Annotated in this window: 11 protein-coding genes; 7 read left to right on the forward strand and 4 right to left on the reverse strand. The window is 57.2% G+C overall.

What is annotated here, in order from left to right:
- Positions 1–166 precede the first annotated feature (166 nt).
- From RHPLAN_RS28355 to RHPLAN_RS28365, 4 genes are all read left to right on the forward strand, one after another.
- Positions 167–2,650, forward strand: coding sequence for an arylsulfatase (locus tag RHPLAN_RS28355; RefSeq protein ID WP_084245738.1), 2,484 nt, complete (start codon positions 167–169; stop codon positions 2,648–2,650).
- Positions 2,651–2,740: 90 nt separating this feature from the next.
- Positions 2,741–3,172, forward strand: a complete 432-nt coding sequence (locus RHPLAN_RS40645) for a hypothetical protein (protein WP_068025401.1) — start codon at positions 2,741–2,743, stop codon at positions 3,170–3,172.
- Between the two features lie 2,124 nt (positions 3,173–5,296).
- A complete protein-coding gene (locus RHPLAN_RS38625) occupies positions 5,297–6,151 on the forward strand; it encodes a LysR family transcriptional regulator (RefSeq protein ID WP_198164534.1) in 855 nt (284 codons plus the stop codon).
- Positions 6,152–6,251: 100 nt separating this feature from the next.
- Positions 6,252–6,470 carry a hypothetical protein gene (locus RHPLAN_RS28365; RefSeq protein ID WP_068025404.1) on the forward strand — a complete coding sequence of 73 codons (219 nt, stop codon included), beginning with the start codon at positions 6,252–6,254 and terminating at the stop codon, positions 6,468–6,470.
- A gap of 115 nt (positions 6,471–6,585) precedes the next feature.
- On the opposite strand, the gene RHPLAN_RS28370 is transcribed toward RHPLAN_RS28365, so the two are convergent.
- A complete protein-coding gene (locus RHPLAN_RS28370) occupies positions 6,586–6,768 on the reverse strand; it encodes a hypothetical protein (protein ID WP_068025407.1) in 183 nt (60 codons plus the stop codon).
- A 466-nt stretch (positions 6,769–7,234) separates the two neighbouring features.
- Between RHPLAN_RS28370 and RHPLAN_RS39740 the strand changes: the two genes are divergently transcribed.
- The gene (locus tag RHPLAN_RS39740) at positions 7,235–7,399 is read left to right on the forward strand and encodes a hypothetical protein (RefSeq protein ID WP_157100533.1); all 165 of its coding nucleotides are present in this window, start codon (positions 7,235–7,237) and stop codon (positions 7,397–7,399) included.
- An 89-nt stretch (positions 7,400–7,488) separates the two neighbouring features.
- Here the strand turns inward: RHPLAN_RS39740 and RHPLAN_RS39745 are convergent, their stop codons facing one another.
- Positions 7,489–7,824, reverse strand: a complete 336-nt coding sequence (locus RHPLAN_RS39745; protein ID WP_157100534.1) for a hypothetical protein — start codon at positions 7,822–7,824, stop codon at positions 7,489–7,491.
- Between the two features lie 49 nt (positions 7,825–7,873).
- Positions 7,874–8,023 carry a hypothetical protein gene (locus RHPLAN_RS39750; RefSeq protein ID WP_157100535.1) on the reverse strand — a complete coding sequence of 50 codons (150 nt, stop codon included), beginning with the start codon at positions 8,021–8,023 and terminating at the stop codon, positions 7,874–7,876.
- A gap of 343 nt (positions 8,024–8,366) precedes the next feature.
- Between RHPLAN_RS39750 and RHPLAN_RS39755 the strand changes: the two genes are divergently transcribed.
- Together RHPLAN_RS39755 and RHPLAN_RS40265 are read left to right on the forward strand one after the other, a co-directional pair.
- Positions 8,367–8,630 carry a hypothetical protein gene (locus RHPLAN_RS39755; protein WP_157100536.1) on the forward strand — a complete coding sequence of 88 codons (264 nt, stop codon included), beginning with the start codon at positions 8,367–8,369 and terminating at the stop codon, positions 8,628–8,630.
- A gap of 813 nt (positions 8,631–9,443) precedes the next feature.
- Positions 9,444–10,439, forward strand: a complete 996-nt coding sequence (locus RHPLAN_RS40265) for an HGGxSTG domain-containing protein (protein WP_198164535.1) — start codon at positions 9,444–9,446, stop codon at positions 10,437–10,439.
- 618 nt (positions 10,440–11,057) lie between these two features.
- Here RHPLAN_RS40265 and RHPLAN_RS28375 read toward each other — a convergent pair.
- On the reverse strand, positions 11,058–15,164 hold the full coding sequence (locus RHPLAN_RS28375) for a beta strand repeat-containing protein (RefSeq protein ID WP_084245742.1): 4,107 nt from the start codon (positions 15,162–15,164) through the stop codon (positions 11,058–11,060).
- Positions 15,165–15,882 lie beyond the last annotated feature (718 nt).

Genomic DNA, 15,882 nt, shown 5'->3' on the forward strand with positions numbered 1-15,882 from the left:
GAGATTGATCCAAATCAACACCAATGCCCGCTGACCAACATATTAACCGAAGTTAATTGGCCGACCTTTGGTCAAGCGGTCTGGAGCTTTGCAAACGAATTCAAGCGCTTGCGGCGGCCGCAGCACCGTCTTCTGGGCGGGCCATTACGCGATCCGGAGAGAGATTATGAAAATCGACTCCATCGACTATGCCCGACATCAGCGGCATCAAACACGCGTGCGAAGCGGGCTGCTCGGCTCCGCAATCTCGTGTTTGCTCCTGATATCGCCAGTCGCAGCGCAGAGCCCGGCGACCGCGCCGGTCGTGCTACCAACTGACCGTACAGTGTTGCCGATTCCGGAACCGGCCATTCCACACAGTACGGTGCTCGATGTGCGCGAGGCCATCCCGCCGGCCCGCTTCGAAGTCAAGGCACCGGCGCAGGCGCCGAACGTGCTGGTCGTTTTGATCGACGACATGGGCTTTGGTCAGTCTAGCGCATTCGGCGGACCGATCCACATGCCGACCGTCGATCAGCTTGCGAACGAAGGTCTCCGCTATAACGAATTCCACACAACCGCGCTGTGCTCGCCCACTCGCGCTGCATTGCTTACGGGACGCAATCACCACACGAACAACATGGGCTCAATCACCGAAACGGCGACGGCCTTCCCGGGACAGACTGGACAACGACCGAACAACGTCGCGCCGCTCGCGGAGATGCTGCGGCTGAATGGTTACAGCACTGCCGCGTTCGGCAAGTCGCATGAAACCGCGGCATGGGAGGTAAGCCCGTCAGGCCCGACCGACCGCTGGCCGACCCGGTCTGGCTTTGACAAATTTTATGGATTCATTGGCGGAGAAACCAATCAGTGGGCACCGCTGATCTACGACGGACTGTCACAGGTGGAGTTGCCGAAGAATCCGAACTATCACTTCATGACGGATATGACGAACCAGGCTATAGCGTGGATGCAGTATCAGAAGTCGCTGACTCCCGATAAGCCCTTCTTCATTTATTTCGCGCCCGGCGCCACCCATGCACCGCATCACGTGCCCAAGGAATGGATCGCAAAGTATAAGGGCAAATTCGACCAGGGCTGGGATAAGCTTCGCGAAGAAACGCTGGCACGTCAGATCAAGCTAGGAGTTGTGCCGCCCGGCACCAAGCTTGCGCCGAAACCCGAGGCGATCAAGGACTGGGCAGCACTTTCGGCCGACGAGAAGCGGCTCTTTGCCCGCCAAATGGAAGTTTTTGCCGGTTTTGCCGAATATGCGGACACAGAAATCGGACGCCTCGTCGAAGCCATCAAGACCGCCGGTCAGCTCGACAACACGCTGGTTTTCTACATCGTCGGCGACAATGGTGCGAGCGCCGAAGGCGGTATGAATGGTCTTTTCAACGAATATACTTACTTCAATCAAGTGCGTGAGACCGTACCGGATATGCTCAAGCACTACGATGAGCTTGGCGGACCGACGACCTACAATCACTACGCCGCTGGCTGGGCGGTCGCGGGTGACACGCCGTTCACGTGGACGAAGCAGGTTGCGTCCAGCTATGGCGGTACTCGCAATGGCATGGTGATCCACTGGCCGAAAGGAATTTCGGCCAAAGGTGAGCTGCGTTCGCAATGGCAGCATGTCATCGACATCGCGCCGACCATCCTCGAAGCAGCAGGATTACCCGAGCCGAAAAGCGTGAACGGCACTGTGCAGACGCCCATAGAAGGTACGAGCTTCGTCCACACGTTCAACGAACGCGGCGTTGCAAGCCGTCACACCACGCAATATTTCGAGATTTTCGGCAACCGCGCCATCTACAAGGACGGCTGGCTCGCCGGCACTGTCCACCGTGCGGCGTGGGAGTATCAAAATCGCGCGACGTTCGAAAACGACAGGTGGGAACTCTACGACGCACGGTCGGACTTCAGCCTCGTCAACGATCTGGCGCAGACGAATCCGGACAAGCTCAAGGAGATGCAAGGTGAATTTTTGAAAGAAGCTGTAAAGTATTCGGTGCTTCCTCTGGATGATCGCCTGTTGGAGCGCATGACTGCATCATTGGTCGGGCGTCCAAGCCTGATGGCTGGGCGCACCTCCTTGACGGTCCATCAGGGCATGATTGGAATGTCAGAGAATGTCTTCATCAATTTGAAGAACCGCTCCCACACGATCATCGCCGAGCTGGACGCTCCGAAAGGACCTATGAACGGTGCTATCGTTGCACAGGCTGGGCGGTTCGGTGGCTGGAGTCTGTACGTCAAGGACGGCAAACCAGCCTACACTTACAACTGGCTCGGTTTGAAGCGTTTCACGATCACGTCCAAGGCGCCACTGCCTCCCGGCAAATCCAACCTGCGTTTCGAGTTTTCCTATGATGGCGGCGGTGTTGGCAAAGGAGGCACCGGCACCCTGTTCATCAATGACAAGAATGTCGGCACCGGCCGTATCGAGCAGACACAATGTTGCGCGTTTTCCGCGGATGAGGGTGCTGACGTTGGTGCCGACGAGGGCACGCCCGTGACGGAGATCTACAAGTCTCCGTTCAAATTCAACGGCAAGATTGAGAAGGTCGAATTGAGCTTTAAAGAAATGACCAGGACCGAACACCAAAATGAGTTGGATGTCCGCAAGGCAGCGACTCTCCGGCGGGGACTGTCGGATTAAGGAGCTGTTCTTCCGCTCGTTTGATGACTTTTTGCTGCAACGGCCGTTGCAGGCTGTCCGGGGGCTGAAATTGTCGATCGGCAGATTTTTTTGCTTATTGAAAGCGAGCAGGCGCAGGAGACACATCCCGCCTATGCTCCCGATTTGCTCATCGGCGTCGGTTACATTTTAGCAGGCGTTCCAAACCCTACTCTATTTACTGTCCTAACCGTGGCGTTCGCGATGCTTCCGTTCGGAGCATGGGTGGTGTTTTCAATTGCCGCGGCCGCGCTCCTACTCAGTGGCGGTAGTGGGGCCGCCGCTGCAGCTTTATTCGGCTGGGGTGTCATCGTGATGCTTTGCGGCGACCGCCAGACCGTAAGTAGCAACGCCATGATGACCGGGCCCAAAAACAACCCCATCAGACCGAAGCTGGCAAGGCCGCCGATCAATGCGCATGAAAAGGGAAAACGCGCTGCGGCGCCGACGAGCGTTGGCCAGACAAAGCCGCCACCAAGAGAATTGAAAAACAACAGGCGCTAGTGACTACAATGCGAGGAAACGGTCACAACGGAGTGGCTCAGGCGGAGGCGCTTTTGGAGGCCTTTCGCGATAGTCAGCGCGTCAGCATGGACTACCGCGAGCCCATACTGAAGGAAATCGACGGCAACAGCTTGTGATTGAGCTATAGCCCGCCCAAACTCCGTGGCATGTAAAACGATGCATGGAACCACTCAGTTACCGTCAGGATGAACCTGACGGAGATTTCCAACGCCACCTCAACTGGCGGCATCTTTTCTTCTCCGAACAGGTCGGGCGCTACGGCGCTTCTTGAGTTGCCGATTTTATACGTCGTTAGTTTGCCGTCCGCGGATCGCCTTCGTCTGGGTGTGGCTCCCAGCGCCATTCCATGCACTTCATACAGTTTACGTCATCCAGACAGTTGGCCACGTACTGGGCATTGTCGGTGACATCCGTGCCGCAAATCGTCCACGCAACCCTGCCGCCTGACTTAAGCTCGGTCATCTCGCAGGCATGAACGTTGCTGGCCGAATCCCGCCAATGGATGGGAAATCCGTCGACGGCGCGAAAGACGGGAGCCGGACGATTGGGTGTGGTGCTGCGCTCGGCGGCGGTGCGTTGGCACACCGCGGTTGTTCTCTCGTCCCGAACTTGACGACGTCGCCCACCGTTGGGTCCTCTCTCGTGAAAATCGCTCGGCAAAAAAGAGGACGCCGGCAGTTTGGGTGATGCCGGCGCCCTTTAAGTGAGTGTGCAGAAGTCTAGGTTCGTGGTGCTGCACACGCACCGATCGTAACGGCACAAGCAAGACCGAGTATGTCAGGCGACGCCTTACAAATCGGGACCATTGGTATCGAAAGCTACAATCGAACGGAGCGGCGTTCGCGAGCGGGCTCACAACTAATAGATCACTGCGGCAGACATCGCCAAGACAGTGAGCGCCCATAGTGTGCAGGTCGCGTAATACATGCGACTACGGATCAACCTCGAACGTCTGCACATCACCACAGCCGGTGCAGCGAAAGCTTTCGAGGGAAGGAAGCGGGCCAACACGTGGCTCTCTCCGGACCATTATCATATCCTCGCCGCATAGTTCGCACGTCCGGGACTTTTCGTATTTGGGCTCCATGCACCCACACACATGCACGCAGGGCGACGAACCTCCATTGAGCTATATCAACATAGAAGGTCCGTATAACTACGAGCGACTACTTCGCCTGAATTGAGCGACCCGTGCCTGTTCCGCCAGAACAGCTCATTCCAGAGCGGGTCCAGGCGGCGCAGAACCTTCCTCACCTCACCTTCCTCCATGTCGGGCGCCAGCTGTTTCGCCTTTCGCCAGGCCGGACGATAATCTCGGGTGCACAAAGCAACCGGCGAACTTGATCGACGGCTGCATTCTCGATCTCACCGGCCGGCACGCGCCGCACCGGGCAGTCGGCTTCGTGCTTCAGCAAGTCGCTGCCCATGTAATGCGGTAGGGCCGGCCGCGCTTCCGTATATGTGTCGACGCCGACACGTCCATAACTCGCATGAGCTTGAGACCGCTCAACCGTTAACTGGAGAGATGCCTCAAGGATGTCAGACGCCCCTCTTGCTATACTAGGCCTGTGACCGACTAGAACATCGCCAAGTAAGAGCCGCGCCCGCGCAGCGTTTGACGCTGCCACCGGCGGCTTCAATCAGCAGGTGCACGCGGGCCGGTCGTTCACCCGCGACACGCCACGCAAGTTCTAGCGCATGATTCGAGCTTTCGCGTTCGAGGCTTGAATCACGATCCGCAAGATCGCCTCAAGGGATCTCGATCGTTTGCCATAGTGCCTAAGGACGCTTCGGCTCAAGCGGACATGCGTACCACTCACAATGTCGGGAATGAAACAAAACGGACGCGAGGAAGGCCGTCCCGGCAGTACATCATTTGATGCAGCAGTGGAAAAGTCATATGCGAGTTTCAGGTAAGATGTTATTGGCCCAATTCTAACACTGGGTTGTCTAACCAAGCATCGATCAGCTGCGTCGAGCAGCGGTGCCTGACATACCTCTTGGAAGTCGACGCATTGCATACCTAAAGCGAGTTCGAACTGCTTCGCATGACTGATGCCGAGCATCGGACTGACACGTGCTGCCGGCATAAAGGGACATCGCGTGCAACGACGTCACGAGCCGAACAACATTCCAATCGAAGTTCTTCGGTCGTTTGCCACCGTCACTGAAACGGGAAGCTTCACCACTGCCGCAGCAGCTCTCAGCCTCACTCAGTCAGCGATCAGCGCTCAGATTAAGCGTTTAGAGTTTCTGTCCGGCGGAGCGTTGTTCGTCAAAGGCACCGCCACCCTGACGGAGAAGGGTCGCTTCGTCGTTGAGTACGCGCATCGGATTCTCGCCCTCAACGATCAAATAATTTCGGCGGGTGGAAAGAATGGAAATCAACTTCGAATCGGAATTCCCGCTTTGTATGCGGGGACCTTGCTTCGGCAGATATTCAACGCCTGTCGTTACGGCGTAGAAGACATCGCTTATTATAGTGACACCTCTCCGAATCTCACCAAGCGCTTTTCATCAGGTCATCTAGATATCGTGGTCGCTTTTGCTTTGTCCGTACCGGAGAAGGCAACTAGATGGTGGGAAGAGACCTTGGTTTGGGTTTGCGCAGCCGACTTCAAGCCAACGCCTGGTTCACCACTGCCTTTTCTAAGTTTTCCCGGATGTGTTCAAGACGACCTCGCGCGCAGGGCATGCCAACAAGCCGGAACCAAATACGATATTGTATTCACCGCAACAGATCATGCCGCACATTTCGAAGCCATCCGTTCAGGTATGGGATGCCGCGCTTTTGTCGAACGAGCCGTCCCGCCGGACGTAACTATAATGCGCAACAGTTTTCTGCCGGAGTTGCCGCGGTGCTACTCAGCGATCTTTGCGAAGGATGGCGGAGACGACGGGCGGGTTGGTGATGTTGTTCGTAGTCTCGGAGAATTACTTGCACCACACGTGCATTAATCCGCGTTGGGCCTGCCTAAGCAGCCCCTTTTTCATTCGGGTTGAATATCTATCAGCCGCGAGGTTCAAACGGATTTCTCTTAGCTGCACATTCAGTTAAATGCTTCAAGTGTTCGGCATGGAATTCATGGAAGAAATCTTGAAGAACATCGGAACGCTGACTTCAGACGAGCGGGCCAAGACCTATAAGCGGCTTGCCCAGCGCTACCGCCAGATGGCAGACGCCTCAGCATCTCAGGGAGCAAAGACCACCTTTCTCGGCGCCGCTAGGCTCATGGAAGAGCACGCTCGGTTACTTGGAAGCCAACAAAATCTTTGATGCGCCGGTTAGTTGAAGCTTTATTCCCCGCAGAGCGAGGGCGATCGTATCCCTCAGCATCTGCCAACGAGTGTAGGTCACCACTTCGATTCCACAACCTTTGACAGGTCGATCTTCAGACGCTCATGCCGACCGTGGCAAGCCGTTTGACGTCGGCGACCTTAGTACGGGCCGCGGCCATCGACGGTCTCGAGCACGACCATGACCCACTCGGGCCCTTGCCTTCGGCGTTGAGCTCGATGCCCGACGCCGCGCCATGCGCAAACTGCAATGTGGTGCTTTCCTTGATCCCCGACATGCTGCGAGACCTGCCAAGCCGGTGTGGGATTCGTAACCCTGACACGCGTCAGGGGAAGACTTGATCGACTTCAGATCGGCTCAGCCAAATTTCGGATTTGACTAATCGGAAGCATGTAGCGGCGTGCCGAGCAGGATGCTCCCGGATATGCGTCACCATGGATGACGTTCAAAATCAACGGTGGGCGTTCAGCCACTCCCACAAAACGAGGACGCCGGCGGGAATAGGGCTACTGCCGGCGTCCCCGAAGTCGGCGTGCAAGATAGTTATTGGATGGTGCCCTGCATACATCCGAAACCTGTGCGGATGCATCCATCGATGCATGTCAGGATCATCCTGACAACCCTGAGTATATACGACTAGTTTTAATATCGGGCACCACACTTTGTCTTGAAAAGCACGAAGACGGGAGGATAATCGCCCTAAGGTTGTTATAGAGGGGGGGTGTGTAGGTGGGGAGCCTGCCATGGAGCGTTTTATCCGACGCGAGAACGTCAAGCATTTCGAGGAGATGCTCGCTCGTGCGAAAACGGATGGCGAGCGGTCGAGATTGACCAAGCTTCTTGCCGAAGAGCGGCAAAAGCAGATGGAAGCCGGTGACTTCGAGAAGCAAACCGACAAGCCATTATAAGGATAGACCACCTCCTGGCGGCCGCTCTCGTTTCGGGAGCCCTCTGCCGGCTACGTAGAATCCCTTAGTTGTCGCCTTCACATGCTGTCCTACCCTTTGAAAGGGAGGCTCGAATGGAAGAATGTGCGAGGACTGAGAAATTGGCCGATGGCCTTCGCCTGCTGCGAGCCCTCGTTGAAATCGAGTCGCCGGAAGACCGCCGTGCGCTTATTAATCACGCCGAGGTGTTGGCCGAAAAGAACCGCCTCTGGCAACAGCTTCTCCGATTGGCCGGTGCCTGAAGGATTTTTGACGATGCGACGCCAATCCTTCCTGATCTCGCGCGAAAGCTCAGCGTCTTCAGTGCTGGCGTGACCGTACGGACATTCAGCTTCAGACGTCGCCGGACAAATTTCCAGCCCCGCACGGATAGAAACTGGGGCCACTCACCCAAACTCAGCTTTCGTTGACGCGCCACGCGGAGGTTCAGAGTCGTTAGCCCAGGAAGTCGGCACGCTTGAGATAAAGATCAGAGCCGGCGTTAACGTTCGGCGGCGTGATGAAGTCGATGCTCATCGACTCCGAAATGATCGCAGCGCAAATCGCCTGCGATGTTGGCAAAGGTCGGGATGCGAACTGCCCCATGGCAATTGGTCTTTGGAAGGACCCGAAGCCGTATTTGCAATGCTCGGATCAGCGCTATCGCCAGAACGGCCGGACCTCAAATTAAGTCTGCGTACCCTTTCGTTGCAACGCATCAGATAGGCCCCGCATCTGGACCCTGCATGAGCTGAGGAACAACTTGCCGCGCGCGGGGTGTAGTGGCGCGAAGAACTGCGGTTCACCAGCCCCCGCCCGACATTTAAAACATTTTCGATCCAAGAGCGTCGGCAGGCTATTCCTTGATCCAGATCAACCATCAAGCATCTAACGCTGATACAGGAAACGCAGCGCGACTGCGCGCATAATGATTGCTTGGAGGCTTTGAATGTTCGATGTCTACCAGCATTCGACGCTACCTCAATTCCACTGTCTCGTTCGACAGGGTGAAACGCTTCCCCACGAGGCGAAAGCTTGGCAATGGAAGAAGGTTAGGGCTCTGACCAACGTCTGGCCGGAAGCCGAGGCCAACATTGAGGGCGATGGCTATCATTTATACAAAGTGGCGGCGACATTTGAAGACGTGCGCCGAGCCGCCCATTCGCAATCGCGCAAACAGGCTAAGAACCAACTGCCAGCTCGACCCCAATGAACCGAGGCGGTTCTGGCGCGGCCAATACATAATAGGCCCTAGGCAAGCAGGGTTTCACGCGAACAAACCAAGGAAGTCTCAGAGTTTTGGACTTCGGGTCCAGGCCCCTTTCAAAGCCAGCCGTTATCGACTTTGAGCTTCACGCGACGGCGCTGCACGCATCACCTGCTTTTCACCTTTGTAACTTTTCTTTCTGCATTCCTGACCGCTGATGAATCTTGCAACAGATGTTAGTCTGACCTGACTAGGCGCGGACGGCGGACCGAGTCATCACGAGTCGAAACAACCCCAAGGAGGTTGCGCAAGAGTTGAATCCTGAAGGAACAACCCCATGCATCCGAGACCAATTTTTACAGTGCATTTTTGTAATTAAGAGTCTGCGCACTCCCCATCTCAGTTCAAACCATCCGGTCAAAACCTGAACTTGACATGGCTAGCGCTCACGATTGAGATGTCCGCGTTGGTAATGCCGTCCCAGCTCGAGCCATCGATGCGACAGGTGGAAAATCTGGAAAGGAAGCCTACGTTAAAAATTGAGCGGACCGTTATTCGACCGTGATTTGATCTGTCTCTACGATCACAACGGGCCTCATCGATCGCAACGGGTCCCGTTCGCGGACATCCCATACATCGGCTTTACGAAATCGAATCAAAGCAAGACCCGACCTTGACGGTCAGCTTCAGCAACGCGGCATCTGGAACGTCTCGAACCACCTCCTATATCTCCGGGGACCACGGCGAGCTCCGCTTCTGACAGTTTCCTGTCCTCCCGATAACCCAGCTCTCCCAATCCATCATGACCAGGCGCCGACCTTGCGTACGCGCGCCAAGCTAAATCATCATATCGAAAATGAGGTGACCTTGATTAGCAAGAGGAGCGACAACAGCCATTGGACATTGAACTACGTGCTGAACGCGCCTCGCCGACTGCGCGCGAGGCCCCAATGCGGGGCCAAGACACGCGCCGGCACGCCGTGCAAAAATGCCGCAACGATCATTTCCAGACGGTGCCGGATGCACGGCGGAGCCGGATCTGGAGCGCCGCTTGGTAACAAAAATGCGCTCAAACATGGGTATTACACCAGGGAGGCTATCGAAGCGCGCCGCAAATTCGCTGAATTGAAGCGAGCGGCGGCCGCCCACGAAGAGAATTCAACTGGAGTAGAAGCGAGCAGATCGCGCTCCAAGGGCGCTAGCGACCTTGCCTTTATGCGAGATGCGTTAGCAGGGCTCAGCCGAGAACCTGCCGGGACCGAGGAAAAGACTGCGGCAGAAAGCACCCCAATCCCTGATCAAAGCGGGCAATACAACGCCGCGGATGCCAACGACAACATTGACGCCCTTGCAGGTCCTGAAGGAGCAGAACCAACAATTGCAACAGCGCGGCAGAAAGCGGGAGCTAGGCCAGCGCAACGGCGGGATGCTACGATGAAGGCTGGCCAGACACCTGTCGCTGCTCAGCGCAAGCCTACGATTGAGATGATGGTTTGCGTTGCTGATGAGGGCAATTTCGGCTTGGGCAGACGCGCGTTTTCCTTCATGCCACGCGAGGGTGATTACGTCACTCTGACCGAAGAACAGCGTCATGCCACGTATCGTGTTGTCGCGATGCTCCTCACGGAAGGTTGCGCCTCACCGGGGATCGACCTTTTTGTTGCAGAGGGCAGGCCATCCGATGAAATTGGCGTTCACCTTCGACGATCACTGAGCCTAGGTACGGCAGAATGCGGCGAGTCGGCACCCCGGTGGAATGCGACAACAGTGGCTAAGCGAAGGCCTGGCTCCGCGAACCGTCACACCATGACTTAGGTGACGGTTTATGTTGCTGACGAGGGCGACCGTTGCCTAGACCTAAGGGAGTTTCCCTTCATGCCACGTAGGGGGGATTACGTCGCTCTGACGGACGAGCGAGGTCATGCTGCCTACCGTGTTATCGCGGTCGTTCTCAAGGAGGGCTGCGCATCAGCGAGCATCGACCTCTTCGTTGCAGGACGCAGGCCCTCCTTTGAAATATACGGTCACATTCAACGATCATGGAACACATGAGCGGACCTTGAACACGCTTTAACACGCAATCGAGAGCGCAGGCGGCGCTTCGAAAGGAAAGATGGAGGAACGCAGCGCTTGGTGGGAAGAATGGGGTCCGATCGAAGTGCCGCCAAACGCCCAAGGATGTCGAAATAAACTCTCGATTGGATTTGGCGGCCCGGCGTCCACGGGGAGCGGCAACCCCGGTGCACCCTTAGCCTGAAATGACTACCGTCCTCAGCGGCAATTCGGAACAGCGTGAACAGCGCGCATCGGCACGCTTCGGTGAGCGCTACTGCGGCTGCAGGCCCGACCGGCCACCCGGAAGCGATCCTCTCGCCGAGCTGTCAACGAGCGTCGTGGTGCGGCCGCCCATGTCTGTTTATCTCAAACCTCCCCTCAGACCGTGTGATGCGGATCGTAGGTGATGCTCGTGCCCGACGAACTATCGGCACCCGCCCGGAAACCCGACGCGTCGTATTGGCCAAGCAACGCGATGTTGGCCGTATGTGCGCCATCGCTGACTTGCAACACGCCGCCCGTACCATCTGCCGCTGCGGCGTAGTTCACCGTCAGGCCGGCAGAGAACATGACATCGGTGAGATCCATGTGATCGTCGCCGTTGAAGCCGCTGATCACGCCCGAGAAGTCGAAAGAGTCGTGCACGGTCACGGTGCTGGCGCTGTCGGCCGCGATGTTGGTGTTGACTGAAGCAACGGCACCGAACGACACCTTTGCGTTGCCGTCAATTTGGACAGAACCACTGCCGGTCACCGCGCCGCTGAGCGTGATGTTGCCGCCGTGGGCCCAGACCAGTCCGTCGTTCTCGAGCGCGCTGTTGATCACAAGACCGCCAGTGCCAGTGGCCTCGAGCATGCCAGCGTTCTCGATCACGTTGGCACCGGTGTCGATGACGAGCGCATGCGACCCATTGGCGATGATCGTGCCGTCGTTGGTGAGATCGAGTTGGCCGGCGCCGAGCTGGCCCGCACCCTCGATGGTGTTGTCGAGGTTGTGGAGCGTCACGCTCTGAACCGAGCCCGAGATGACGTTGCCGTCGTTATCGGACAAGACGACCGTGCCGTTGCCCTGCAACGTGATGCCGTACTGAATGAGCTGCAGCAACGTGCTGCTGCCGGCCGAGTCGAGCTCAATTGTACCGGTGTTGTTGATGATGCCAGACAGCGGCAGCATGGCACCGTCGCCGATCGTCATCGTCCCGGCGTTGTCGAGGGTGGGCGTTACATCGAACACGAAGTTGGCTTCGCTCAGGTCAGCAGCGTGTACTCCATCAAGGGTGATCGACTGGCCGTTGCCCAAGGAGATCACGGCGTTCCCAGCGCCATCCTGTGACAACAGGGATTGCAGGTCGGCGTAAGTCAGTGTTGCGCCGCTTTCGCTGTGGTAGTCGATTAGGTCGATCTGATCCGCTGCTGCGTCGAAGTTGTGGATGACATCAGCTCCGATCGGCTGCGAGAAGACGAAAAGGTCTCGTCCGCTTGAGCCGGTTAGATGGTCGTCCCCTGACCAAGCAAAGATCGGGGAGCCCGTCGCAAAGACCTCCACGTTGTCGGACACGATGCTCGTGCCATTGCTACCGTCCGCGTTAGTCCATGTTTCGGTGACGTTGAGCACCAACGCGCCGGTGAAGGCAGCTGACGATATGATCGACAAGGCCGCCAGATTATCAGTCTGCACTGCCCAATTCCCGTTGCCGTTGTCTGCGCCCTCACTCAGGATCCAGCCGGCAGGAATTCCGGAGATAACCGTTGAGACTGCACCGATATGGTCGACGGACGGGTCGGTGAGACCAAGATTGATAAGGGAACCAGCAACACCGGCGGGAGCATTATGCGTTGATGTTGTCACATTACCCGCGCCGTCCGTAACTGTCACTGTAACGCTATCGCCGTTAATATTGGCCGACGGTGACGTCGCGATAGTCCAGGTTCCATTACCATTGTTAACCGCAGCGGCGAAGCCCTGACCAGGGTGCGTGTTGTCAACGGCCGTTACGCTGCCTATGCCTGAACTGTCGGATGCAGTAACCGTAATCGCCTTGGAACTCGTGGAGAAGCTCCAAGTATTTGTCGGGTTTTGAGTATCAACCGATGTGCCTGAAGACACATTGGTGGCCGCGGCCTGGGTGTTGCCAGCCAGATCCTTGGCGCCCGAAACGTTGAACGTGATGTCGTTGAGCGTGACGCCGGCATCGGCCGCCGTGTAGTTGATGGCGTAGTGCGTGGCGTCGACCCAGTGCCCGCCGGTCGGACTGGTCAGCGTCGAGCTCGCGCTGTTGCTGATCGTCGGCGTGCTGGTCTGATCCATCGCCTCCGAGAAAGTGATGGTTGCAGTTCGGATCCCCGCTGCATCTCCATCGGTGATCTGATTGTCATTGATCGACACCGAACTCACCGTCGGGTTCAGGGTATCAACGATAATTTGTGTTGGGTTCGTTGCCTCAGTGGTCGCACGGTTGTTGTCTGTCGCAAGGACTCGGAGTTGATTGTAGGAGCCATCTACCAGTGCAGTATTCAGGGTCCATGTACCAGTGGCGAGTGTGGCAAAACCTAGCGATGTAGAGCCGTTGAAGACCTGAATTTGGGTCACCGTGCCATCAACGTCGGAATAGGAACCGGAGAACGTGACTGCGTTGTTGTTTGTTAGATGGTCGCCATCGTTGCTCCCTGTATCGCTGAAGGAGACTGTATCGAAGGCAACTGTGGCGGCGTCGTTGGTGCCGAGGATGTCGATGGCGACCGAGGTGTGGGTGCCGTCGGCGCTGACCACATCGAAGCTCTCGGTGTAGTGCTGGCCGGCGGCGAACTCGTTGTGGGCGGAATCCGCCACGTAGCTCCAGGCGCCGTCGGCGTCGATCGAGAACTTGCCGTAGTTGCCGGCGGTGTCGGTCTGGGCGACGAAGTGCGGATCGCTGTCGACGTCGCTGATGGTCAGCGTGCCGCTGGTCGAAATGTCGGCGGCGGTGTCGCCCTCGGTCAGGTTGACCGAGGCCGAGGACAGCACGGCGGCGTCGTTGGTGCCGAGGATGTCGATGTTAATGTCGTAGCTTGCAGTGTTGTCCGCTGATCTAACGATCAGGTGGTCGTGGGCGACCTGTCCGTCGTACAGCGAATCCGCAATTGACTGATTGAGCGTGTAGCTCCACGCTCCAGTTGTCGCGTTGAAAGTGTAGGTGCCGTAGGTGCCAGCCAGCGACGCCGGTGTCTGGAAATGGTTCTCGCCACTGTCCACGTCGTGAACGGTCAACTGACCATGCGCACTCGGGTCTCCCGCCGTGCCGTTGGAAACGCCGCCAGCTTCCTTGACCGACGTGTCCTCGGTCGCCGACGCTGTGATCGTGGCGGCGTCGTTGGTGCCGGTGATGGTGACATCGATGTCGTAGCTCGTGGTGTTGTCGGCCGATTTGACGATCAGATGGTCATGGACGACCTGGCCGTCGGTCAGCGAATCCGCCAGCGACTGGTTGAGTGTGTAGCCCCACGCCCCGCTGGTCTCGTTGAAGGTGTAGGTGCCGTAGGTGCCAGCCAGCGACGCCGGTGTCTGGAAATGGTTCTCGCCACTGTCCACGTCGTGAACGGTCAACTGACCATGCGCGCTCGGGTCGCCCGCCGCGCCGTTGGAAACGCCCCCGGCTTCCTTGACCGAGGTATCCTCGGTCGACGACGCCGTGATCGTGGCCGAGTCGTTTGAACCGGTGATCTTGACTGCGATATCGTGGCTCGCTGTGCCGTCGGCCGATTTGACGATCAAGTGGTCATAAACCACTTGCCCGGCGGTGAGCGGATCCGCCAGCGACTGGTTGAGCGTGTAGCCCCACACCCCGCTGGTCGCGTTGAAGGTGTACGTGCCGTAGGTGCCGGCCAACGAAGACGGCGTCTGGAAATGGTTCTCGCCGCTGTCGACATCATTCACGGTCAGCTGACCGGAGGCACTCGGATCGCCCAGCGTGGTGTTGTTGGTGCCGCCGCTCTCAACGACTGTAGTGTCTTCATTGCCAGAGGCAGTGATCGTTGCAGTGTCGTTCGCGCCAGCGAACTGTACCGTCGCGGTAGCCCAGCTCAGTGTCCCGTTGCCGAGACGAATCGCATAAGTGAATGTGTCAGTGAGGTATTCCCCCGCGTGAAGGGCTGATAGCTGGTCCTTGAAACTCTGTGATAGCGTCGATGCGTCGTAGCCGACTTTGCCGTCCGATGTGATCCAAATCTTTGCGCCTTTGAGACTTGTGTCAGCGCTTGTTGCCTCAGCCCGCGCGGTGTCCTGCGTCAGTAAATCCGACTGAACTGTGGTCCCGGTATAGATACCGTTGTCGATCGAAAACAACGTCTTGGCGTTGCCGCCAAGATCGTTCGCCATTACGTCCAAATAGACGACCTTCAAAAGGTCTTCGGTGAGTCCCGTCTGGGCACTGGTAAACGTGTCGTCTACGGCCTGCGGCGCATTTCCGAAGGACGTTGTGCTGCCACCACCAGTTGACTGAGTCGCCATGTGTTTCCCCGAACGTTTAGCTATTGTTTCTGAACGAAGTCGCAGACCGATTACCAGCGGCGGCTCCGTCTATTGACGATAAGATCGCTGTGTCTTCCGGATGAACTTTGGTCGGGATCGTCTCAAGACCATCTACTGCGCGATGGCCGAGCGCCGGCACGAGAAGTTCTGCATATCGTGATGGAGCGGGACGCGCCGCTGCGTTCACCGGTGCAAGACGCGTTACGCGCTCGGTTTGGACGCGATGAGCCGACGCGCAAACTGCTTCCTCAAATTGACTGCGCCGACCACCGAATCTGCCGAACGCACCACCCGCCCCACTCAACGTGCACTCTCCCATATTGCGCAGCGATCGCCTGCCCGCGAAATGCGGACACGCGGTAAAATTCAAAACCTCATCATTGCGAGGCCACTCGCAACGATGTTCGCCGCCGCATCTGATTTTTGAGATCGCAGGCGAGTCCTTAAGTAGCTCGCCGCTTGACACCCCCGAAGCCTAAACCCTGTTACACTTTCGTTATTCCGTGAGCCGCACCGCTTATCTTTGCGGTTCTATTATGGACTCGCGGGTCTTTGGCTAGCTCAGGCATCGATTGCCCAAAACCAGCAGTCACTATCGAATTCCGCTCTTCGCTCACCACAGCCGAGCGGAAGAACTACGCTTAGATTTTACAGTCGAAGCCTCACATAATGAAAGGCTTTGCTCACATTTAATGCA

The sequence above is a fragment of the Rhodoplanes sp. Z2-YC6860 genome (genome assembly GCF_001579845.1).
Lineage (GTDB): Bacteria > Pseudomonadota > Alphaproteobacteria > Rhizobiales > Xanthobacteraceae > Z2-YC6860.

Coding starts and splice junctions, on each gene's coding strand:
- RHPLAN_RS28355 (WP_084245738.1), top strand. CDS start 167: ATGAAAATCGACTCCATCGACTATGCCCGACATCAGCGGCATCAAACA.
- RHPLAN_RS28365 (WP_068025404.1), top strand. CDS start 6,252: ATGCTTCAAGTGTTCGGCATGGAATTCATGGAAGAAATCTTGAAGAAC.
- RHPLAN_RS28370 (WP_068025407.1), bottom strand. CDS start 6,768: ATGTCGGGGATCAAGGAAAGCACCACATTGCAGTTTGCGCATGGCGCG.
- RHPLAN_RS39740 (WP_157100533.1), top strand. CDS start 7,235: ATGGAGCGTTTTATCCGACGCGAGAACGTCAAGCATTTCGAGGAGATG.
- RHPLAN_RS39750 (WP_157100535.1), bottom strand. CDS start 8,023: ATGGGGCAGTTCGCATCCCGACCTTTGCCAACATCGCAGGCGATTTGC.
- RHPLAN_RS39755 (WP_157100536.1), top strand. CDS start 8,367: ATGTTCGATGTCTACCAGCATTCGACGCTACCTCAATTCCACTGTCTC.
- RHPLAN_RS28375 (WP_084245742.1), bottom strand. CDS start 15,164: ATGGCGACTCAGTCAACTGGTGGTGGCAGCACAACGTCCTTCGGAAAT.